We start from the raw sequence: 19,932 nt of genomic DNA, 5'->3' as shown, positions 1-19,932 counted from the left end.
CGCCAAGTTCGTCCCTGGTCATTTTCAGGCAACTTCCCGGAGCCTGATCGGAGCAGCAGCCGTCACTCAGCGTGCGCGCATCACGGAAAGCGAGCCAGAACCCGAAGTCGTGAACAACGCCAGCGAGAAGAGCTGTCCGAGCTGTTCCAAAGACGTGACCTCGTGCACGTGCTGACTCGGGCAGCTCACGCACGACACCCGCAGCGAGATTCGTTCTGTGCCGCCCTGATCGGTGTAGTACAGCTCCAGGTGCTGGCCTCCGGTCGTGTCGAGCGACGCGAAGGCTTGCAGGTGTTCCTCGAAGCTGAGAAGTCCCAGCACCTCCCAGTCGAGCGTGACTGCGGCGTCCCCGAGGAGCGTGCGCGCGTACTTGGATGCTGCGGTGATCGACCTCGGACCCCAGGTGCGGAAGGCGGCCTCCCGAGCGGTCTTGCGCCGCTCCTCTGCGGTGGTGAGGTGCTTGGCCGCAGCGAACATGATCGGGTGACTCATCAGGGGCCTTCCAGGAGATCGGTGGTGCGGGGTGCGGTGCCGTCGCCGGGCTCATTGGCGAGGCGGAGGAGAACGTCCGCGTGGCACGGAGCGTCGAGGGGACATGTGCACATCAGGTCGAGCCCGCGCAAGACTCGGGAGAAGCGAGCTGCGTAGTGTCGTCCGACCGGGCCCCGGAGTGTGGCTGCGAAGAGGTCCACCGACTCCACGGCGTCCATCGGGGGCCCGAGCGGGGACCGAACCCCCGCTGTGAACGGGTTCGCGTACCGGCTGCGAGGGCCGACGTATGCACAGGCTGTGGATAGCGTTGCGGCGTCGCGGGACGCTCCGCGGAGGCGGACGGGCATCACGCCGCCCTCCCACCACGGCGCCGATCGGCGCCGATCATCGGCACGAGGGTCGTGACCATCTCGGCCAGACGGCTCGCCACGCGGGCCCCGACGAAGTCGCTCAGGTCCGGGCCGTTCTCATCACGGGCCGGAAGGTTGGACGTGATGATCGTTGGCAAGCAGTGGTTGTACCTGTAGTTGATCAGCCGGTACGTGACCTCTTCGGTCCACTCCGAGGTCTTCGCCGTGCCGAGGTCATCGAGGAGCAGGTACTGAACCCGGCTGAGCCGTTGCAGCTCGTGTTCTGCTGCCCCCATGACCTGTGACGGGCGCAGGTTGCCGTACATGTCCGCTGAGTTCACGGCGATCAGCTCGAACCGGTCCGGTCCGCCGGCCGCGATCCTCCGCAAGGCCCCGTACGCCTGGTGCGTCTTGCCCGTCCCCGTGAGACCGGTGAGGAGCAGAGCGCCAGCGGCAGCGTTGTCCGTGAGTGCCCGGTCAGCCCAGCCGATGACCTCCGGCAGCGTGGCCTCGGCATCACGGAAGCGGGGAGGGGTTGCCCGCTGCCAGCGGCTCACGGCGTAGTCGGCCCGAGCCCGGCGGTGCCATTCGCGGTCTCCCGGGTTCTCTTCCGGTGCCTCGTCGGCGGGGTTGACGTCCGGCACGGCCTGAAGTCCTTTCGCAGCGAGTATTCGTTCCATTGCGCGCATCGACCTGGCGCTGCCCGCGCGTTCCGGCTCTGCCATGATCAAAATCCGTTCTGGTAAGCGCTGGGGGCAGCGGTGTTCTGAAAGGGAATCCAGCCTCCGGACTGCCGACGCAACGGCACGACATTCCCCGGGGAGGCTGCTGCGGGAGCGTGCGAGGGCAGATCAGCCCAGATACGCAGCAGATAGCGGGCGGACTGTGGCGGGCGGTCGGCGTTCCATCGCCGCGCCACCATCTCGACCAGCCGTTCATTTCCCCAACGTGCTGCGAGAGCTGTTACCCGATCCCATTCCGATTCGGTCAGTCGCCAGCCGACGAGCATTCCAGCGCTTGTTATGGCTGTTACCAGGTCCCTGGCTCCGTCCGGAACCTTCACCGAGTCCTGCTTGGCGGTGGTGTTCTCTCGACGTGATCCCAGCAAGCTAGCTTGCTCTTTGGTGGTGGTAATACTCCCGTAGGGAGTATTACCACCACGTACGCGCGAGGAAGAAACTTCCAAGTCTGTGTGCTGGAACTTCCCACTTCCGGCTTCCGGAGCGGAGTTCTGGGAGGGAAGTTCCTGGAACCTGGTTCCCTCTTCTGAATCTTCAGGGTTGGGAGTAGGAAGTTCTTTCTCTGAACCGACACGGCCAACGCCATTGCCGCACAGCAGTATCGAGTAGGTGTTCGGGTTGGACGCTCCCCCTCCCCGCTCGTGGCTGAGTTCCCCGAGCTTTGCCAGCTCTCCGAGGCATTTCGTTATCGAGCGAGGCGTAAGACGGGTGAGCGTGGATATTTCGTCCAGGGTCAGCGTGGCTTTGCCGTCGTCGTCCGCCTCGCGGGCCAGGGCCAGCATGACGAGGCGTGAACCCCTGCACGACTTTGATTGCGACCAGATCAGTTCGGTTGCTATGTCGCTCATCAGTGCTCACCGCCAACTATTGCTATGCGACGGTGGAAGGAAAGGCCGAAAGAGTGGTCGTCCTCCGGGACGTAGCCGTGCTGGTGCGGCTCTGGGGTGAGGTACAGCGTTTCGGTAGGAAGGTAGAAATCGTGGGCAAGACGCCAGTCTGCGACCTTGCCGAATCCGCGCCTGACCATGCGCGCCACTTCTTCTTCGGTCCTGCGGTCGATAAGCATGCGGTAGAAGTCCGATTCGAAGAGGTGGGTAACAGACCGGCGCTCGGGATAGACCCGCACGAGTGCGGCTGTAGGTGCAATCTCACGGATCGCGGCGCTGATATTTGCGCGCCGAAATCCGGAGGGGTTGTTCTGAAGCATGGGGAGAACTCCCGTGAACGCAGGGTCCGCCGTGCGGAAGAATCGTTTCCTCGGGGGGAGCGTCAGGCCGCGTCTGGGACGACGTGGACCGAGGGCGTGCCCCGCCCGGCCTGCGACTTTCGGTAGCGACGGGCGAGCTTCAGCAGGTAGTCGTGCGTTACCCCGAGGCCGCGAGCGACGGCGGCAGCGTCCAGTGAGGAATCAGTGGCGAAGCGCGCAATTACGGTGTCCCGGGCGGGCTTGGTCAAGGTAGCGGTGCACCCTCGAAGCGCACCTTCTACGGCTTTTTCGATGTCCCGGTCTTGCCATGCAAGCCGCAGCTCTGAACGCTCCGAAGCCAGAAGGCCGCCCCGGATTCCGTACTCGTCGTCATCCTTGAGGGATTCCACCAGACACCTGGCAGCGACGGCCAACGGGCATGACGCGCAGAGATTAAGAGGACGATTTAGGGAGATTCCCAACTTGGTTTTCACCAATTCGGGATCTTCTCTCGGGCCGTCTGCGAGAGGGACGAAAATGTTGATGTCCTGATTCCCGCATCGGGCAGATTCGGCCCAGTGCTTACCCGGAGCCTTCTTCGACTCCTCCATGAGGGGCAGCCAGTTTCCCTGGCGCGCAGCCTCAATGAGGCTGAATATGTCAGTGCTCATTTGTGTCTCGCGATGTTCGCAGCGCCGCGAATTGTTGCAACCGGGCGCGAGAGGAGATCAGGAACGCTTACGAGAGCGCCTGGAAGGCTGAAGCGCCATCAGTGCCGACTCGTCATCCCGTTGGGTCTTTGCGCCAGGGCTGACGAAATGCATATCGGAAATCGCGTGGAGGTCGTCCTCCGTGAACTGAACGAACTTCCCGAACTTCCGGTGCGGGAGCGTCGATATGCGCTCACGGAGCCACTTTTCCGGAATGTTCAGCCGTTCAGCGGCTTCGCTGTAACCGATGTGCAGTCGCTTGTCGCGGGAGTCCGTAGCCTGACTGCCCAACAGGGCGTCCAGACCGCCGGCCTGAGCCAAGAGGCCGACCACGGTCGCGAGTCCCTGCAAGTCCACGGCCGGGCCCGCATTCGCCGGTGCCACCGCCGCCATCACGCTTCCAGCCCGCGCAGTTCAGCGGTCCGCAGGTCGAAGGCGTGCCCACCGGATGCCGCCCATCCGGCATGAGGGAACGAGCGGATGATCCACCGGGCGATGGTGAGCGCCTTCGCCCGAGGAACGCGAAGGGTGCGTCCGCGGTCGTTCACGGCGGTGAGTCCAAGGTGGGGCCACAGGGTCCGGGTGCCCTGGAGACGCACCTGTACGACAGCGGCTTCCGGCAGCATGGACGCCAGTTGCGCCGCCAGCCGTTCGGCCGGGCCCGAAGGGATCTCTACCTTCGGGTTGCAGTCCGTAGTAGGGGACATGCGACACTCCTTTATGTGGTACGCCGCTCCGTCGTGCCGCGCGAAAGGACACGGAGTGGCCGTGCGAGTGACTAGTGCCCTTGTCGGGGGCCGCGGATCACGAGCTGTCTGGCGTCCGAGAGGTGCGAACTCTCGGACGCCGATGGCGTTTTGAGGGGAGGGAGCGCACCCGAGTGATGCGCGGTAGCTCCTCTCCACCAAGCCGGTCCACGATGCGAACCGCAGGTGTGCGAAGGCTGAGAGGGGTGCGAACCCCCTCGTTTTTCGCTAAGATGAAGCTATCTTGGTTCGCATCAAAAGTCAACAGTCCGAGGATTCCTCGGGTCACCCAAAAAACGAGGTCCGATGCCAGCTCGCCGTTTCGACAGAGAACGTGTGCGTGCGGTACGTCGAGCCGCGGACGTCGCGCAGGCCGACGTGGCGTCCGCCCTCGGTGCTGCGGACTCGACCGTGGCGGGGTGGGAGTCGGGAGCGACGACACCCGATCAAGAGAAGCTGCCTGCTCTCGCCAGGGTGCTGAACCGGGATCTGGACGACCTGTTCCCGCGCGACGGCTTGCCCGATCTGACCGACCTACGGTGCGACGCCGGCCTCTACCGGTACGAGACGCGGGCGGTCATCGGAACTAAGAGCGATGGGCCGGTGGCTGGAGCTGAGCAGGGCGTCCGACGGCTCAAGGAGCGGTACGTCCCTCTCCTGGCAGCTGCGTATGGGGTGACCGAGGACGAGCTGAAGCGTGCCCAGGACCGGTCTTTCGGAGAGGCTGACGAGGACGCCGCCGAGGCCGAGAAGGTGCCGGAGACGCTGGCTGAGAAGATCACTCTCCTGCTGGAGCGCTCCTACCCGGGCAGAACCGCTCCGGGGGATCAGGAGATCGCGGACTCGGTGAATGCTTACGCGGGCTCCCAGGTCACATCGGCCGAGGACATCGAGGCCCTGCGGACGGGTGGAGACGACGCACCGGTGCCCGTGGTCCTCGAAGGGCTGGCCAGCTTTTTTGACGTCTCCAAGCTGTACTTCGAGCCGAACGAGTCCGTCGCCCGGCAGGTCTATGAAGGGCTCCGCCTCATGTCGGCGGCCAAGCAGGGCAAGGTGGGCCGAGTCCGGGCCCGCGGAATGAGTGCCGAGGGCCTGCCGGCCGATGTCCTCTCGATCCTGAACGACCTTGCCAGTGAGCTGGACAAGAAGGCCGGTCCAGGTACCAACGGCGATTAGAGGACCATCTCCACAGACGGGGCGCCCGATAGGGCGGCTAACACAATGAGGTGATCCGGCCCTGGTGGCCGTGCCTGATGGCCGAGTTGGGTGTTGTCGGGACCGTGGGGACTTCACCGTGGATCATGCCGGACGACGTGTGGGGGCGGATCTAGCCGCTGCTGCCGTGACCGCGGCCCTGTGTGTGGAAATTGGGGAGGTGGCGTGCACCTTCAGGGAGCTATCGTCGGCCTATGAGATCAACCAGCCGTCACCGCCTGTCCGTTCGCATGGGCACGGCTCCTGTGCCTGCTCTCATGGAGGGCATGCCAGCGTCCCTCGAACCTGCGCTCCGCGCTTGGATCGAGAAGACGGCGGCACTAAATCCCGACGAAGCGCAGCATGTGATGGTGCGGTTGGATCTCGTCCTCCCGGAGGCGGATTGGGACGAATACGAACGTCAGCTGCGAAAGTGCCAGAGGGAGCAGGTGCGGGTCGACGCGCGCTGGGAGGCGGAGCAGGCAAGGAGGACGGAGAGTACTCGTGCCGGCGTAGCGCCAGTTGTGCCGCTGCCTCCTGACCCATACGTGCTCTTCCTGGCCTGGGGAACGGAGCGGGAAGTCCTGTGGGACGTCGTCGACGACTTGCTCTTCTTGCTGTGCACCGAACCGCCGGCCCCGGAGAAGTCGCCGTTTGCTACCTGGTTCACCGGAAGTTTCAGACGGACCAAGCGTATGGTCGAGCCGCTGAACCGCTTGCTGGTTGAGTCACGTTCGGTATACGAGGTAACACCGGATCAGCGCGGCCTCCAGCGGAGGATGGAGGCGGGTCTCAGCGAGGCGCTGAAGGTGGCAGCGAATGCCGCTGAGAGCAGCGGCTACCTTGCAGCTCGGCAGTACCTTGAGCGGGCACGCGACAAGCTGATGGCGGTGCACACCGACCCAAGCGGTGCCTACGTGGACTTGATCCGCGCGGTTGAGGCTGTTGCTTGTCCGATGTTCCTGCCACTTGACCCACTGCCCACGCTCGGCAAGGTCCGCAATCACCTGCGGGACGCGGACGCAAAGTACGAATACGTGCTGACGGACAAGTCCGGGAAGCCGGGCAACACTGGCGGGGTGGTCGCCATGCTCACGGACCTGTGGGAAGGGCACAGTGACCGGCACGCAGGCGGTCCGCGGGAGGTCCCCGTGTCCCAGGAGGCGGCCGAGGCCGCGCTGACAATCGCCACCGCCTTGGTGACCCTGTTGAGTAGCAGCGCGGTGCGGCCGCGTATCGATGCACCGGCACAGCGTCAGGTGGCGCGATGACGCTGAAGATCCCGGCAGCCTTGTGTCATCGGCATCTAAAGCGTGTTGTAGAAGGCTGGTGCCCTGTATCCCGAACCTGCGAGGGCTAGGAAACAGGGCACCAGCGTGAGTTCCTACTCCCCCATGCCGCTCGGCTCGTGGCGCAGACCGGAGGCGAACACCGCTCGGACATTACCCAGTGCGGAGAGATCCGCGAGCGGGTCACCGTCCACCAGGAGGAGATCCGCGCGGTAGCCGGGAGCGACCTTCCCCGTGATGTCGCCCAGACCCAGGGCGGCGGCAGCCTGTGAGGTGGCCATGTCGATGATCGTGGCGTTCGACAGACCCAGGTGCGCGTAGAACGACAGGGCCTGAACAAGTCCGTCGAAGCCGGCGCGCTGCACGCCTGCGTCCGTCCCCGCGATCAGGCGGACTCCGGCATCAGCCATCTGGCGCACCAGATCGAACATCGCGTGTGCTCGGTCCTCGCCGAAGAAGCGCGGGAGCATCTGCCAGTGTGGGCTTACCGCCGGGCAGACGGTGATGTCCTTCGCGATGATCTGCTGGACCACATCGGCCCGGAAGTCCAGGCCATCGCTTGACATCCAGGTGCAGTGCTCAATGGTGTCAACGCCTGCCTCGACGGCGGAGGCGATGCCTTCGGCACCGTGGGCATGGGCCGCGACTGGCACACCTGCCTTGTGGGCTTCCTGGACCAGAGCGGCTAGTTCCTCTGCCGTGAACTGCGACTGGTGGCTCTTGGGGCCGTCCTTCGTCAGACCGCCACCGGTGACCATCGCCTTGATTACTCCGGCCCCGGCCGCGAGGTTGCGCCGTACGAGCTCGCGGATCTCGGTCTCGCCGGAGACTTCACCGCCGAGGAAGTGGCAGTGTCCGCCCACGGTGGTCGCCGGGGTGCCCGCGGAGACGATCCTCGGTCCTGGTGTACGCCGATCGCTGATTTCCGCAGCCAGACGAAGCGCCAGTCCGCCGCGGTCGCCGAGATCGCGGACGGTGGTGACGCCACTGCGCAGGAGCTGTTCACTGCGGCGCCGCATGTCCTCGAACAGGGCTTCATCCGTCGAGCCCTGGAGGGTGGACACCGGATCAGGCCCGCCATCGAAGGCCAGGTGAACGTGAGCGTCGATGAGCCCCGGCAGCACGGTTCCACCGAACTCGAATCGAGGCACGTCGGCCCCGGCCCGCTCCTGGATCTCCTTGCGCGGCCCGACGGCAGAGATCGAGTCGCCCTCGATGAGAACGGCCCCGTCCTCCAGGTAGGTCCCCGACTCGACGAGCACTCGTCCACCGGTAATCAGCATCGTGACTCCTTGATCTTGCGAGGTCATGCGGCTGCGCGCAGTTCGTCGGATACCGCAATCAGTTGTTTCACATCCGACTCGCGGTCGCTCCCCAGCGCCATCGCGAGCGGGACCGCGCGGCGGGGCGCGGGGACCCCCTTCTCGATCCGAGTGGAGGCCCGGCGGAGCCTGGCGGCAAGCTCGGCGGAGTCGATGTTGAGGACTGTGCTGTCGTCACCCTCGTCCAGCAGGTACGGGCTGATGTCCACCAGGCCGTCGCGGCACTCCACGATGCGGCGGTGGTAGCGCCGGTGCACGCCACGGGCCCGCCATCGGTCCAGCGGAGCAGAGGACGCCGGCCTCAGCACGTTGTCCGGATACGCCTCCGCCAGCAGCTCCCACAGAGGCGAGAGGCGACGGTGATCACGCCGGTGTTGGAGCCAGAGACGTAGGGAGGAAAATCGCGCTCGGGCTCCGGAATAGGTGACACCCGCGGCGAACAGCAGGATGGATGCGACCAAGAGGAAGGCCACGGCCGCCATAAGGGGATGTGGCACGTCCACGTCTGCTGAGCGAACGGCGACGATGACGGCTCGAATCGCGCACGCTACGGCCATCGCTCCCAGACCGACGGCGGTCATCCAGAGCCCGGTGGAGTGCGGGCGTCGGGACATGCGGGCGTATTGGCGAGTCCACCGAAACGTCCTGCCGAGGGCATACATGAGGTAGAGGCCAGCGCCGCCGTAGAAGAAGGCGATCTGGGGAATCGTCATGTCGGCTGTGCTGAAGCTGCCGGCGAAGACCTCGTGCGGCACCGACACCGCAGCCACGGTGATCGCGACTGCGACGACCCCGACGAGCACGGCTTCCCTGCGCGCCCGCCGACGCCCCGCTTCTTCGTCAGCGGCGGAGTAGAGGTAGAAGCACATGAGGAAGTAGACCGTCAGGAGCAACAGCACGTTCTGGATCAGCTTCGCCGTCCCGTGGCCCGCGACGGTGTCCACTCCGGACGCACCGCCCGGCATCGCTACGGGGTACGAGAGCGCGGCACAGAGCAGGCAGAGGGTGACCGAGCGAAGAGGTGCGTTATGCGGGCTTCGCTTCCACTGGTAGAGCTTCCAGACCAGCGCGGCCAGGAGCCCCAGGAGCAGGAGTTCCACGAGTTACAGCCATCCTCGCCGGTCGCCAAGAGCCGCCTCGACCCGGCGCAGGGCGGGATCATCAGCCGGAGGGGTGGAGTTTGCGAGCAGGGCCGACCACTCCAGGATGATCGTCGCCACGAGTTCGACGGAGCACTCCTCGCCGTCGTCGTACGAGCAACGCTGGGCGACACGCTTGACCGCCTCGGTCCCGAAGACCGGCATCAGAGTGGCCCACCCCTCCACGTCGACGGCCGCCGCGTCTTCATCAGGGGCGGTATCCGGCGTATCCGTCTCCACCTCGCGGGCGGAGTCCTCGGCTGCCTTCTCGTTCTCCGCCACGAGGATGTGTCCGACCTCGTGCAGGATGATCCCATCCTGGTGCAGCTCGGTCGTCTCCTGCTGGTAAAGAATCACGTCGTACGTGTCGTACTCCGCCCACATGCCCGAGGGGCCGGGCTTGGGCAGCGGAGCTGCACGCAGAAACAGAGGACGCCCGCGCCGCCGGCTCAGCTTCTCGCAAAGGTCGTGAACGTCGAGCGGGGGAGTGACCCCGAGGTCTTGCAGCTCCCGCCGAATCAGGCGGTGCAGATCCTTCTCCACCGTCCGGACCGCGGCTGAACGCCAGCGCCCAACGCGTCGGCGGTTGACTCCGTCCTGAGCGGGAACCTTGGACTCCGCCGAGTCTCGACCACTCTTATCCGACCACACTGAGTAATCCCTCCAACCGGCAGGTGATGGCTCCCCCGAGCCGGGCGACACCGCGCCCATGTCGATGACGTCCGGTTCCCGGCGCCGGAAGCGACCGCAGTAGGTTGCGCCTGCGCCCCACAAAACCCCCTTGCAGGGGGGAGGGATGCCAGGCATCCAGGGCTTCCCGTCTGCTCGGATGTCACGTACGTGAACACGCACTGACGCCCCGAGCGGGGCCGCCCCGTGGAGCTCCCGGGAACCTCTTTGGACAGTACGTGACGCTTCCGACAAGGTATGTCCTGAAAATCATGATCGATTCGTGTAGGCGGCAGGTAACTTCAACCGGTCAAAGTAATATAAATCAACCTTGTTCAATCCCGTACGAGGCTCTGAACTGGGGCTTTACGGTCTGGCGTGAACGGATCAACTTTTGCGAGTCCCCGGGTGGCTCCGTTATCAATCTGAGACTTTAAGTGGGACGGGCACTTTCGCAAACGCCCGCGAAGTAGACAAAGTTGCTGATCGGAGGGGGTGTGGCGGCGGTCACTCTGGGGCAGTTCGGGCAACTAAGGCGTTTGCGCTTTCAGCCATGTCGAACGCGATATCCGCCCAGCCGGACAGTTACCTGGAGTTCTGGAACGAGTACCATCTGTGCACATTGACCACGCTGCGGCCCAATGGGCGACCGCATGTCGTGCCCGTCGGTGTGACGGTGGATGTCGCCGCTGGAGTGGCCCGAGTTATCACCCGTAAATCGAGCCGTAAAGTGGCCAACATTCTCGCGGATGAGGGCGAAGCCCGCGTGGCCCTGTGCCAGGTCGACGGAGGCCGGTGGGCCACGCTCGAAGGGGTGGCGGAGGTGTGCACCGACGAGGCTGTGGTCGAAGACGCGGTTGCCCGTTACGGAAAGCGATATGGCCGTACGCCGGCCCCGGACCCTGAGCGGGTCGTCATCCTGGTCTCGGTCGAACGGGCACTGGGCCAGACCTTGGGCGTCCGACCCCAGGCAGCCCAGGCCGCTGCGTAACGTCAAGCGACCCACTACATAGGCATATGCAGACCCTGAGCGTTACTCAGCCCTGGGTTTTCCTCAGGGGTGGGTGACCGAGGTGGCTCTACGTTTGCGGGGCATGACACCTCCGCCCTGGCCCCACGGTGTGCCCACGACGCCGGGCCGTGCGCCATCCTCATGACTGTCGGTGGTGGTCCGTAGAATCTCCCCGTGAGCGATCCAGACAAATCTCAGCTGACCGAGACGGAGATCCGTACCCGGTACATCACGCCTGCCCTGAGTACCGCCGGTTGGCCCCTGACGTCGCTCCGCGAGGAGTACTACTACTTCTCGGCTGGACGCATCCAGGTGGTCGGTAAGAAAGGTGTGCGCAAGAAGCCCAAGAAGGTCGACTACCTGCTTGAGTGGCGTCCCAACCTCCCGATCGCGGTGGTCGAGGCCAAGGACAACAACCACGAGCCGGGCGACGGGATGCAGCAGGCGATCGAGTACGCCGAGCAGCTCGACGTACCCTCAGTCTTCACCAGCAACGGCGACTCCTTCGTGTGGCACGACCGCACCGGCAGCCGGCCCGATGTCGAAGTCGAGATCCCGCTCGATGCTTTCCCGTCGCCGGACGACCTGTACGCGCTGTACAAGCAGTGGAAGGGCATCGAGGATGCCGACGAGCCGGTGATCGCAGGTCAGTTCCATGACGACGGGTCGGGACGCCGCCCGCGCTACTACCAGCGCATCGCGGTCAACCGGACGCTGGAAGCTATCGCCAAGGGGCAGCGGCGGCTGTTGCTGGTCATGGCCACCGGGACGGGTAAGACCTACACTGCCGCGCAGATCATCTGGCGCTTCATGGAGTCCTTCCGGGCGATCAACCCGGGCAAGGGCCAGGCCCGCGTGTTGTTCCTGGCAGACCGCAACATCCTGATCGACCAGACCATGATGAACGACTTCGCCATGTTCAAGGGGCGCATGGCCAAGCTCAGTGCCTCGCGCGGCACCATCTCCAAGGTGGCGAACGCCGAGGATCCGGACGGCGGGGGCAGCAAGGTCGTTGACAAGAGCTTCGAGCTGTACCTCTCCCTGTACCAGGCGGTGACCGGCACCGAAGAGATCGACAACGTCTACAAGCAATTCTCGCCCGACTTCTTCGACCTGATCATCGTCGACGAGTGCCACCGGGGCAGCGCCCGGGAAGATAGCGCCTGGCGGGGCATCCTGGAGTACTTCGGCTCGGCCACCCAGCTCGGCATGACGGCCACGCCCAAGGAGACCAAGACCGTCAGCAACATCGACTACTTCGGCGACCCGCTCTACACCTACTCCCTCAAGCAGGGCATCGACGACGGCTTCCTGGCCCCATACAAGGTCATCCGCACGGCGCTTGACGTCGACACCTTCGGCTGGCGACCGGAGGAGGGGCAAGTCGACGACGCCGGCAACCTGATCCCCGACCGGCACTACACCGAGGAGGACATCGACGACTCGATCGTCTTCCCGGAACGCGACAAGCGGGTTGCCGAACGGATCACCGAGTACCTGAAGAGCGCGGATCGCTACGCCAAGGTGATCGTCTTCTGCCAGGACATCCCGCACGCCAACCGCATGCGCCGAATACTGGCCAACCTCAACGCCGATGAGGTCCGTAAGGACTCGCGCTACGTCATGCAGATCACCGGTGACGACCAGCAAGGTAAGCAAGAACTCGACAACTTCATCGACCCTGAGATGCCCTACCCCGTGATCGCGACGACCAGCAAGCTGCTGGCGACCGGCGTGGACGCTCAGACTTGCAAGCTCATCGTGCTTAACAGCCGCGTCGAGAGCATGACCGACTTCAAGCAGATGATCGGCCGCGGTGCCCGGGTACGGACGGACTACGACAAGTGGTTCTTCGTGATCATGGACTTTAAGAACGTCACAAAGCTGTTTGCCGACGAGGGCTTCGACGGTGACCCGGTCAAAGTCTACGAGCTGCCGCCCGACGGCCACATGAGCGATGCCATCGACGAGTTGGACGACGTCGACGAGACCGCGAGCGAAGGCGAGGACGACGAAGGTCCGGAGCAGTGGGTCGAACGGCCGGGAGCGCGCAACGTCCGCCGCAAGCGGATCGTGGTCAGTGGCCAGGCCGTGACGATCATCGGCGAACAGGTGCAGATGCTCGGGACTGACGGCAAGCCGCTCACCTCCAGCCTCAAGGAGTTCGTCCGCAGCGGCCTGCTGGAGCGATACCCGACCGCAGACGACTTCGTGAGCGCCTGGTTAGCCGCAGACCAGCGATCGGCTCTGCTCGACGAGCTGGTGGACGCCGGCATACCGCTGGAAGACCTGGCGGAACAGTCAGGCCTAGCGCTTGATCCATTCGACATGGCGCTCGATGTTGCCTACGAACGTCAGCCGATCGAGCGTCGGCAGCGCGCCGCAGCAGTCCACGCGAACGGCTACCTTGGCAAATACCAGGGCCAGATGCGTTCCGTGTTGGAGGCGCTGCTCGGAAAGTACGTCGAGTCCGGCGTGCGCTCGGTGGAGGACATCGCGGTGCTGCGGGTGGAGCCCTTCCGCTCGATGGGCGGCCCCATGGAGCTCATACGACTCTTCGGCACCCGCGAGGCCTATTTCAAGGCCGTGCATGACCTTGAACAGCAGTTGTACCAGGAGGCGCAGTGATTTCGTCCACGCTCATCAAGTCCATCCAAGACGTCATGCGGCAAGACCAGGGTGTAGACGGCGATGCGCAGCGCCTCAGCCAGCTCGTCTGGATGATCTTCCTCAAGATCCTGGACGACACTGAGCAGGAACTGGAGCTGATGACCGACGGCTACGTGCCCGCGATCCCAGCGCAGTACCAGTGGCGGGCTTGGGCGGGCGACGAAGAAGGCCTCACCGGTGATGGCCTCAACGACTTCGTCAACAACGACCTCTTCCCGGCGCTGCGCAAGCTGAGAGGCGGCACCAACCCGCGGACCCTGATCGTGCGCGAGGCCTTCGAGGACTCGTACAACTACATGAAGAGCGGCACGCTGCTCCGCCAGGTGATCAACAAGATCAACTCGATCGACTTCACCGTCCGGGCTGACCGGCACCAGTTCAACGACCTCTACGAGAAGTTGCTCAAGGACCTACAGAGCGCTGGCAACGCCGGCGAGTACTACACGCCGAGGGCGCTGACGCAGTTCATCGTGGAGATGGTCAATCCTCAGCTCGACGAGACCGTGCTGGACCCGGCCTGCGGCACCGGCGGTTTCTTGGCCAACACCATCGACCATCTGCGGGGGCAGGTGAAGACGCCCGATGACGAAGCGCTCCTCCAGGCGTCATTGCGTGGTATCGAGAAGAAGCAGCTGCCGCACCTACTTTGTCTGACGAACATGATCCTGCACGGGATCGATGCGCCGACAGCAATCCGCCGCGCCAACACACTGACGCGACCGCTCCGAGACTATGGTCCGGCCGACCGCGTAGACGTAATCGTCACCAACCCGCCTTTCGGTGGCGTCGAGGAGCCTGGGATTGAGCAGAACTTCCCGCAGAACGTCCGCACACGGGAGACCGCCGACCTGTTCCTGGTGCTCATCATGCGTCTGCTGAAACCGGGAGGGCGCGCAGGCATTGTTTTGCCAAATGGCACATTGTTTGGAGAGGGAGGAGCTAAGGAGCGCATCAAAGAACAACTACTCCGAGACTGCAACTTGCACACGGTCGTCCGCCTTCCCAACAGCGTCTTCTCGCCATATACCAATATTGCCACAAACCTACTTTTTTTCACGAAGGGCGAGCCGACAAAAGAGGTCTGGTTCTTTGAGCATCAGTTGCCGTCTGGCATGAAGGCCTACAACCGGTCTCGGCCTATCCGCGTAAGCGAGTTTGATCCGGAACGAGCGTGGTGGAATGAACGGGTCGAATCTCGACAAGCATGGAAAGTCCCGATCGGAGATATTATTGACAGAGGCTACAACCTTGACTTCAAGAACCCTCACTCTTTCGATGCTGAAGAGGTGGGGACGGATGAGCTCTTTGAGCAGTGGCAGGCGAAGCAGAACTCCGTCCGTGACATCCTAGTCACTATCCGTGAAACTTTGATGAGGACTTTGCGTGACGATTGAGCAGAAATTGACGAGATCCGCCTTCAAGGATCTTGCCGAAGGGAACAGCCAGTTCGCGCTTGAGCACATGTGCGACCTGGTCAAAACGGCCGAGGATCTCGCCCCCCTGGAAACGGCGATCCTTCAGTTGGCAGTGACGGGGCGGTTGACTCGATCAACCGAGAAAGACGAACCAGTAGAGGAACTACTGCTCCGTATCAAGCCTGACACACTTGATTCTTGGCCTCTCGTGGACGCCAAGGGAAACCCAAAAGTCGAACCGTATGCGCTACCTGTGCAATGGCGATGGGTCATGCTTGGCGCTCTTCTCACTAATATTGAGGCAGGCTGGAGCCCAAGCGCTCAAGCTCGCCCCAAGGAAGGTGACGAGTGGGGCGTGCTGAAGGTGAGCGCTTGTTCTTGGGGCGAGTTTCGACCTGGTGAAAACAAAGCTCTAAAGGAAGGTCAGCTTCCTCGGACGGAGCTGGAAGTGCGAACCGGTGACTTCCTTATTTCGCGAGCGAACACAGCAGAGTTGGTAGCCCGAAGTGTCGTAGTCGCGCAAACGCCTCCCCATTTGATGCTGAGTGACAAGACTTTGCGGCTCAATGTGGGAGACGGTTGCAGTCCGCGCTACCTGAACCTGGCCAACCGTGCTGCAGTCGCGCGGGCGCATTACGAAGATGAAGCAAGTGGTACCAGTAGTTCAATGAAGAATGTGTCGCAACGCGCCATTAGGCGTACGCCCATCCCTCTCCCCCCTCGTGAGGAGCAGGACCGGATTGTGGCGATCGTTGACGAGCTGATGGGTTTGCTGCGGAAACTGCGTGTGGAAATGGCAGCGTAATCCACCCCAGTTGGCCAGATTTTGGGAAGAGGTGTGCTTCCGTGTGGGAGAACGCCTAAGAGGATGTCTCACGTGGTGAGTTTTGCGAGTCTCTTGTAGCAGGTGAGGGCTGCAGCGAGGCCGAGGAAGGCGAGGAAGTGGCTGCCTTTTCGTTCGTACCGGACCGTGAGGCGGCGGTAGCCAAAGAGCCAGGCGATCGACCGCTCGATCTTCCAGCGGTGCCGGCCAAGGCGCTCACCGGACTCGATACCGGGCCGGGCGATCCGAGGAACGAGGCGGCGATCGCGGAGCCAGCGCAGGTGTTCCGCGGAGTAATACGCCTTATCTGCGCGGACCTTCACCGGTCGTCCGCGCCGGGAGCGGACGGCCGGTATCCCCAGGATGAGCGGCTTGAACGCCTGGCTGTCGTGCAGGTTCGCACCCGACACCGCCACGACCAGCGGCAGGCCCTGCCCCTCGGACAGCACGTGTAATTTGCTGCCCTTCTTACCGCGATCGACTGGATTCGGACCGGTCAGCGAGCCCCCCTTTTTTGCCCGCACCGACGCGGCATCGACGATCGCGGACGACCAGTCCAACTCACCCCTGGCGCCGAGTTCGTCCAGCACCGCCCGGTGCAGTCTGCGCCACAACCCGGCCTCGGTCCACACGCTGAACCGACGGTGCGCGGTGGCCGGCGATACACCGAACGATTCCGGCAGATATACCGCCACGCACACCCACTCGTCAGTATGTACGCCACAGCCGTGAACACCGCCCGCTCGTCACGCGGAGCGGTCCCGCCACCTTGCGGTCGAGCCGCGAACGACGGCAGTAGCGGGGCGACCAGCTCCCAGAGCTCATCAGGAACCAGACGCTTCGACAGATCAGCCCTCACGGCCGCCATCATGCCGCTCGAACATCAAGTCACGTGGCACAGCCCTCTATGCCTTGGCCGATGCGGCCGATCTGGCGGCCTGCTCGATCTTCGCGTAGTAGGCGTCGCGGGCTTCCTCATCGATCTGCATCTCATGTTCGGGGCGCATCCCGGTTCGGCCGTCGACGCCTTCGCGCAGGATGTCGGCGTGCCCGGCATGCCGGTTGGTCTCGCCGAGGACGTGGACCATGACGGCGAATAGGTTCGTGTCGGCATAAGGCTCCGGCCACCACGGCACGTGGCCGGGGGCATCGAGGGGAAGCTCGTTGATCCTCGCGTCCGAGTGTTCCCACGTGCGCCGGTAGAACTCGATGATCTGATCGCGGGTCTCGTCCTCAGTCGCCCACAGATCGCTGCCGTCGTGGTCCTGCCACCGGGGCAGCGGTTCCGGGGAAGGGCGGTCGAAGACCTCGCCAAAGTACCTGGCCTCGACGCAGGCCACGTGCTTGACCAGGCCGAGGAGGTTGCTCCCGGTCACTGTCAACGGTCGGCGGGTGTCGTATTCGGACAATCCGTCGAGCTTCCAGACCAGCGCCTTGCGGTCCCGCCGCAGTCTCCCGTGCAGGTTGTCCTTCGCGAATTCATCGATCATGCGGCATGAGCCTGCCATGGGCTACTCGTGGCCTCAAGATCCCGTGCGTGGACCGCAACGACCGGAAGGGCCGAAGTCTGGCAATGGCCAGTGCCCTGAGCTGCCACAAGAAGCCGATGAACTTGCCACGTGAGACAACGTCTAAGTCAGAAGTTGGCGCGCTCCGGTGCGACCACGCAGCACGCGGCCAGGATTACCTCGTTACTCGGCAACGTCCACGGGCGGGAAGATTCCCGGCAGAGCACCCGTAGCCGGCGGCAGGCTCCGCCAGTTCCAGTCCTCCTCGCGCATCCATTCATCACGGCTCGGGTCGTCCTGCACATCCACCATCCGGTAGAACTCATGCAGTCTGCGCATCTGCTCGGCATCTGGCTGGGGGCGTTCGCGGCGCAGCAGGTCGGGGCGGTGGTTCCAGTCGGCAGCGGAGAGGGTGCCGTCGGCATAGAGCGTGGAGGTTTCGCGTGTGAAGCGGGTGGTGTAGCGGTCGAGCAGGCGGGTGACGTCGCCGTACAGTCCGCTTGTGTCTTCGAGGTGTACGGCCCGCTCGATCCGTTGCAGGACTGGGGCCAGCAATCCCAGTGTGACCCTGACGGATTCGAAGCCCACCACGACATAGTCGCCCAGGAGTTGGGGCTGCTGGTGGGCGAAGGCGTCCAGGAACGGGGTGTAGTAGGCCAGCGCGAACTGATCGAGGTTGACAGGCAGGTCGACGGCGCCGGGCTCGGCTTCTTCCGGGTCGATTGCCGTGAGACGCATGGCGCCGCCCTTGGAGGGAAAGTCGACTGCGGACGCGTAGGAGATTTCCGGCACCTGGCCGGACACGGTCTTGACTGTTCTTTTCTGCGCCTCCATCGCCTGGCGGGTCTTCTTGTCGAGGCGGTCTGAGCGGCCCTTGGCTTCGGCGACGACCCAGGTCCCGGAGTACCGCGGGCCGAAGAAGTCTGCCCGGCTCTGCCCTGGGGGGAAAGTTAGTCCGTAAGTGTCGGCATAGCGGGAGACGTGCATGAAGAATCGGACGGACAGGAGATGTTCCGCGAAGATTTGGCACATGGCCTGTCCCAGGGTGTAGGACAGCATGCCCTTCTCAGTGGGGTCCAGTTCGAGGGCGAGGTCGGTGCGCTTGATGCCCTTGCGGGTCCAATGGAGGTAGGCGGGCATGGCCGCGATTCGATGGATGAACTCATAGGTCGAGGACCTCCCGTGCCGGTGTCGGTGCCCCGGCGCTCTGCCCGAGACGAAGAGGGCGTGTGCCAACACGTGGGGTGTGATCCACAGATCGTAAGAGGAGGGTACGTAGGCGGCATCAGGGAATTTTTCTGCCGTGGTGCGGACAGGGGCGGGATCGTTCAGGTTCATGCTCGCCGTTCGAAAGTCTGGGTCGGGAAGGTGCAGGCCGTTCCCTCTACCTGGTGTGCGGCTTGTCTGAGGCAGGCTGGTGCGGCAGAGGGCAGGGCGAGGAAGGCGCGGGCAGGCGGGGGTAGAAAGCCCGGTGTGTGGGCGAGGTCCCATTGGCAGCCCGGCTGTACCCGGTCGAGCTCGGCGAACTGTTCGCGCTGGAGAAGCAGGCCCAGGGCTGACAGGGCGGTAGCGGCGGCTCTTTCGTTTTGGGTGCGCAGTTCGTCCAGGAGAGAGCCCGGCCGGCAGCTGTCTGCTGATCCACCACTCCATGGTGGCGTCGCCGGGCACCCGGGCGGCAAGTTCAGTTTCCGTCCGCGCGCACAAATCCAGCGCCCATGCGCGCACATCCCGGGCAGCCTGCCAGGCGGCGCGGAGTTCCTCTGCCGAGGCTGTTGCCGCTAGTTCGTGGAGGGTGCGGCGAACGTCGCCGGTTAGCATCGTCAGGCTGCCGTCGGGGCCCAGGACGGGGGAGTGCGGCACGTCGCGCACTGTGGTCTCCACGAGAGACGCGATCGGGTTCACCTCCAGGCCGGGCGACATCCCTCGCAGCGGCGCGCCGATACGGGGCAGAGGTGCGCTTCCCGTGAGCAGGGCATCAGCAGCGAACAGCGCGGCGCCCTGCGGCGACATGCGCTCAGCGCTCAGATTCTCGTCCAACTGGGCAAGTTCCGTCGGTGGCCAGGGGACACCGGCTGATTCGAAGAACGCGACGATCTGCTCGTCCACCCGGCGCGCTCGCGCGGGCACCATGACCACAACCTGACCGCCGCGGTCGATGTAGGAGTCGACGGCGTCCAGATGCTCGTCGACGTCCCCGCCGGGCTCGGCACCGCCCGGAAGGCAGACGCCGTCGACGGCGGCCTGGAAGGCTGCCCGGGCTGTCGGTTCCGGCACCGGCAGGCCCTCGCCGAACAAGAGCAGCGCCACGTCCGACGGCCGCTTCCCTCGCCCGGAAAACCGGACGAGACCGAGCACCAGGGCGAAGCTGGCGGCCACTGGCTGCGAGGTACTGCCCTGCCCGCGACCGAGCCCTCCACCATGCGCGTTTGCCGGGAGCAGCCCGTGACGCCTCCACCCATACAACTGCTTGCTCGTGACCGCGAAGCCATACTCGCGGGCGTGATCGATGAGTTGCTGGTCTGCCCGGCTGGGAACCTTCGCGCTGTTCACCCTGTGACCGTACCGGCGACCACCCACACCGCCAGGCCTGTTTTAGAGACCCCCCACCTTCGTCTGGTCCCTGTGCTAGCGGTCCGCTGCAATGGGCGAAGAACCAGCCCCGCGCGG

20 protein-coding genes are annotated in these 19,932 nt (G+C 64.3%); 6 read left to right on the top strand and 14 right to left on the bottom strand.

The genetic code is table 11. The features are described from left to right. Nucleotides 1-66: 66 nt before the first annotated feature. The 8 genes from ABD374_RS07165 to ABD374_RS07130 form a co-directional block, all read right to left on the bottom strand. Nucleotides 67-492, bottom strand: coding sequence for a DUF6195 family protein (locus ABD374_RS07165; protein ID WP_344492417.1), 426 nt, complete (start codon nucleotides 490-492; stop codon nucleotides 67-69). Continuing rightward, complete coding sequence (locus ABD374_RS07160; protein ID WP_344492469.1) at nucleotides 492-839, bottom strand: DUF4326 domain-containing protein; 348 nt, start codon at nucleotides 837-839, stop codon at nucleotides 492-494. Before ABD374_RS07160 ends, ABD374_RS07165 begins: the two co-directional genes overlap by 1 nt. Further along, nucleotides 839-1,486 carry an ATP-binding protein gene (locus ABD374_RS07155; RefSeq protein ID WP_344492414.1) on the bottom strand — a complete coding sequence of 216 codons (648 nt, stop codon included), beginning with the start codon at nucleotides 1,484-1,486 and terminating at the stop codon, nucleotides 839-841. Before ABD374_RS07155 ends, ABD374_RS07160 begins: the two co-directional genes overlap by 1 nt. 83 nt (nucleotides 1,487-1,569) lie before the next feature. Next, nucleotides 1,570-2,430 (bottom strand): hypothetical protein, encoded by an 861-nt coding sequence (locus ABD374_RS07150; protein ID WP_344492411.1) that lies wholly within the window; start codon nucleotides 2,428-2,430, stop codon nucleotides 1,570-1,572. Continuing rightward, the gene (locus ABD374_RS07145) at nucleotides 2,430-2,789 is read right to left on the bottom strand and encodes a hypothetical protein (RefSeq protein ID WP_344492408.1); all 360 of its coding nucleotides are present in this window, start codon (nucleotides 2,787-2,789) and stop codon (nucleotides 2,430-2,432) included. Before ABD374_RS07145 ends, ABD374_RS07150 begins: the two co-directional genes overlap by 1 nt. Nucleotides 2,790-2,851: 62 nt before the next feature. Then, complete coding sequence (locus ABD374_RS07140) at nucleotides 2,852-3,439, bottom strand: WhiB family transcriptional regulator (RefSeq protein WP_344492405.1); 588 nt, start codon at nucleotides 3,437-3,439, stop codon at nucleotides 2,852-2,854. Nucleotides 3,440-3,496: 57 nt separating this feature from the next. After that, nucleotides 3,497-3,871 carry a hypothetical protein gene (locus tag ABD374_RS07135; RefSeq protein ID WP_344492402.1) on the bottom strand — a complete coding sequence of 125 codons (375 nt, stop codon included), beginning with the start codon at nucleotides 3,869-3,871 and terminating at the stop codon, nucleotides 3,497-3,499. Next, nucleotides 3,871-4,185, bottom strand: a complete 315-nt coding sequence (locus ABD374_RS07130; protein WP_344492399.1) for a transcriptional regulator — start codon at nucleotides 4,183-4,185, stop codon at nucleotides 3,871-3,873. The genes ABD374_RS07135 and ABD374_RS07130 overlap by 1 nt, the downstream gene beginning before the upstream one ends. 375 nt (nucleotides 4,186-4,560) lie before the next feature. Here ABD374_RS07130 and ABD374_RS07125 point away from each other — a divergent pair, with 375 nt between their 5' ends. Then, nucleotides 4,561-5,400 carry a helix-turn-helix domain-containing protein gene (locus ABD374_RS07125; RefSeq protein WP_344492396.1) on the top strand — a complete coding sequence of 280 codons (840 nt, stop codon included), beginning with the start codon at nucleotides 4,561-4,563 and terminating at the stop codon, nucleotides 5,398-5,400. Nucleotides 5,401-5,705: 305 nt separating this feature from the next. Beyond that, the gene (locus tag ABD374_RS07120) at nucleotides 5,706-6,689 is read left to right on the top strand and encodes a hypothetical protein (protein WP_344492393.1); all 984 of its coding nucleotides are present in this window, start codon (nucleotides 5,706-5,708) and stop codon (nucleotides 6,687-6,689) included. A 113-nt stretch (nucleotides 6,690-6,802) separates the two neighbouring features. Here the strand turns inward: ABD374_RS07120 and ABD374_RS07115 are convergent, their stop codons facing one another. The 3 genes from ABD374_RS07115 to ABD374_RS07105 are packed head-to-tail and all read right to left on the bottom strand — an operon-like array spanning nucleotide 6,803 to nucleotide 9,552. Next, complete coding sequence (locus ABD374_RS07115) at nucleotides 6,803-7,990, bottom strand: amidohydrolase family protein (RefSeq protein ID WP_344492390.1); 1,188 nt, start codon at nucleotides 7,988-7,990, stop codon at nucleotides 6,803-6,805. Between the two features lie 23 nt (nucleotides 7,991-8,013). Beyond that, nucleotides 8,014-9,129 (bottom strand): MAB_1171c family putative transporter, encoded by a 1,116-nt coding sequence (locus ABD374_RS07110; RefSeq protein WP_344492387.1) that lies wholly within the window; start codon nucleotides 9,127-9,129, stop codon nucleotides 8,014-8,016. Nucleotides 9,130-9,132: 3 nt separating this feature from the next. Further along, nucleotides 9,133-9,552, bottom strand: a complete 420-nt coding sequence (locus ABD374_RS07105) for a hypothetical protein (RefSeq protein WP_344492384.1) — start codon at nucleotides 9,550-9,552, stop codon at nucleotides 9,133-9,135. Between the two features lie 838 nt (nucleotides 9,553-10,390). Between ABD374_RS07105 and ABD374_RS07100 the strand changes: the two genes are divergently transcribed. The 4 genes from ABD374_RS07100 (at nucleotide 10,391) to ABD374_RS07085 (ending at nucleotide 15,739) form a co-directional block, all read left to right on the top strand. Next, entirely contained in the window at nucleotides 10,391-10,828 is a 438-nt protein-coding gene (locus ABD374_RS07100) for a pyridoxamine 5'-phosphate oxidase family protein (protein WP_344492381.1), read from the top strand. Nucleotides 10,829-11,023: 195 nt separating this feature from the next. Further along, the gene (gene hsdR, locus ABD374_RS07095) at nucleotides 11,024-13,477 is read left to right on the top strand and encodes an EcoAI/FtnUII family type I restriction enzme subunit R (protein ID WP_344492378.1); all 2,454 of its coding nucleotides are present in this window, start codon (nucleotides 11,024-11,026) and stop codon (nucleotides 13,475-13,477) included. After that, nucleotides 13,474-14,913 carry a class I SAM-dependent DNA methyltransferase gene (locus ABD374_RS07090; RefSeq protein WP_344492375.1) on the top strand — a complete coding sequence of 480 codons (1,440 nt, stop codon included), beginning with the start codon at nucleotides 13,474-13,476 and terminating at the stop codon, nucleotides 14,911-14,913. Before hsdR ends, ABD374_RS07090 begins: the two co-directional genes overlap by 4 nt. Then, entirely contained in the window at nucleotides 14,903-15,739 is an 837-nt protein-coding gene (locus tag ABD374_RS07085) for a restriction endonuclease subunit S (protein WP_344492372.1), read from the top strand. The genes ABD374_RS07090 and ABD374_RS07085 overlap by 11 nt, the downstream gene beginning before the upstream one ends. 68 nt (nucleotides 15,740-15,807) lie before the next feature. Here ABD374_RS07085 and ABD374_RS07080 read toward each other — a convergent pair. The 3 genes from ABD374_RS07080 to ABD374_RS07070 all read right to left on the bottom strand — a co-directional run bounded on the left by ABD374_RS07080 (nucleotide 15,808) and on the right by ABD374_RS07070 (nucleotide 19,815). Continuing rightward, nucleotides 15,808-16,616, bottom strand: a protein-coding gene (locus ABD374_RS07080; protein WP_425577151.1) for an IS5 family transposase whose coding sequence is annotated in 2 segments (ribosomal slippage) — nucleotides 15,808-16,443 and nucleotides 16,446-16,616 — 807 coding nt in all. Because the reading frame shifts where the segments join, the coding sequence is not laid out codon by codon here. Between the two features lie 46 nt (nucleotides 16,617-16,662). Beyond that, entirely contained in the window at nucleotides 16,663-17,247 is a 585-nt protein-coding gene (locus ABD374_RS07075; RefSeq protein WP_344492369.1) for a DinB family protein, read from the bottom strand. Between the two features lie 201 nt (nucleotides 17,248-17,448). Further along, a complete protein-coding gene (locus tag ABD374_RS07070; RefSeq protein ID WP_344492366.1) occupies nucleotides 17,449-19,815 on the bottom strand; it encodes a hypothetical protein in 2,367 nt (788 codons plus the stop codon). Between the last annotated feature and the right edge of the window lie 117 nt (nucleotides 19,816-19,932).

Source organism: Streptomyces enissocaesilis, assembly GCF_039533765.1.
Taxonomy (GTDB): domain Bacteria; phylum Actinomycetota; class Actinomycetes; order Streptomycetales; family Streptomycetaceae; genus Streptomyces; species Streptomyces enissocaesilis.
This window is presented reverse-complemented; position numbering and strand designations above follow the sequence as displayed.

What these genes read in the sequence shown, in the direction of transcription:
- ABD374_RS07075 (WP_344492369.1), bottom strand. Translation starts at nt 17,247, where the DNA reads ATGATCGATGAATTCGCGAAGGACAACCTGCACGGGAGACTGCGGCGG.
- ABD374_RS07160 (WP_344492469.1), bottom strand. Translation starts at nt 839, where the DNA reads ATGCCCGTCCGCCTCCGCGGAGCGTCCCGCGACGCCGCAACGCTATCC.
- ABD374_RS07105 (WP_344492384.1), bottom strand. Translation starts at nt 9,552, where the DNA reads ATGTGGGCGGAGTACGACACGTACGACGTGATTCTTTACCAGCAGGAG.
- ABD374_RS07150 (WP_344492411.1), bottom strand. Translation starts at nt 2,430, where the DNA reads ATGAGCGACATAGCAACCGAACTGATCTGGTCGCAATCAAAGTCGTGC.
- ABD374_RS07135 (WP_344492402.1), bottom strand. Translation starts at nt 3,871, where the DNA reads ATGGCGGCGGTGGCACCGGCGAATGCGGGCCCGGCCGTGGACTTGCAG.
- ABD374_RS07130 (WP_344492399.1), bottom strand. Translation starts at nt 4,185, where the DNA reads ATGTCCCCTACTACGGACTGCAACCCGAAGGTAGAGATCCCTTCGGGC.
- ABD374_RS07120 (WP_344492393.1), top strand. Translation starts at nt 5,706, where the DNA reads ATGCCAGCGTCCCTCGAACCTGCGCTCCGCGCTTGGATCGAGAAGACG.
- ABD374_RS07100 (WP_344492381.1), top strand. Translation starts at nt 10,391, where the DNA reads ATGTCGAACGCGATATCCGCCCAGCCGGACAGTTACCTGGAGTTCTGG.
- ABD374_RS07115 (WP_344492390.1), bottom strand. Translation starts at nt 7,990, where the DNA reads ATGCTGATTACCGGTGGACGAGTGCTCGTCGAGTCGGGGACCTACCTG.
- ABD374_RS07165 (WP_344492417.1), bottom strand. Translation starts at nt 492, where the DNA reads ATGAGTCACCCGATCATGTTCGCTGCGGCCAAGCACCTCACCACCGCA.
- ABD374_RS07145 (WP_344492408.1), bottom strand. Translation starts at nt 2,789, where the DNA reads ATGCTTCAGAACAACCCCTCCGGATTTCGGCGCGCAAATATCAGCGCC.
- ABD374_RS07140 (WP_344492405.1), bottom strand. Translation starts at nt 3,439, where the DNA reads ATGAGCACTGACATATTCAGCCTCATTGAGGCTGCGCGCCAGGGAAAC.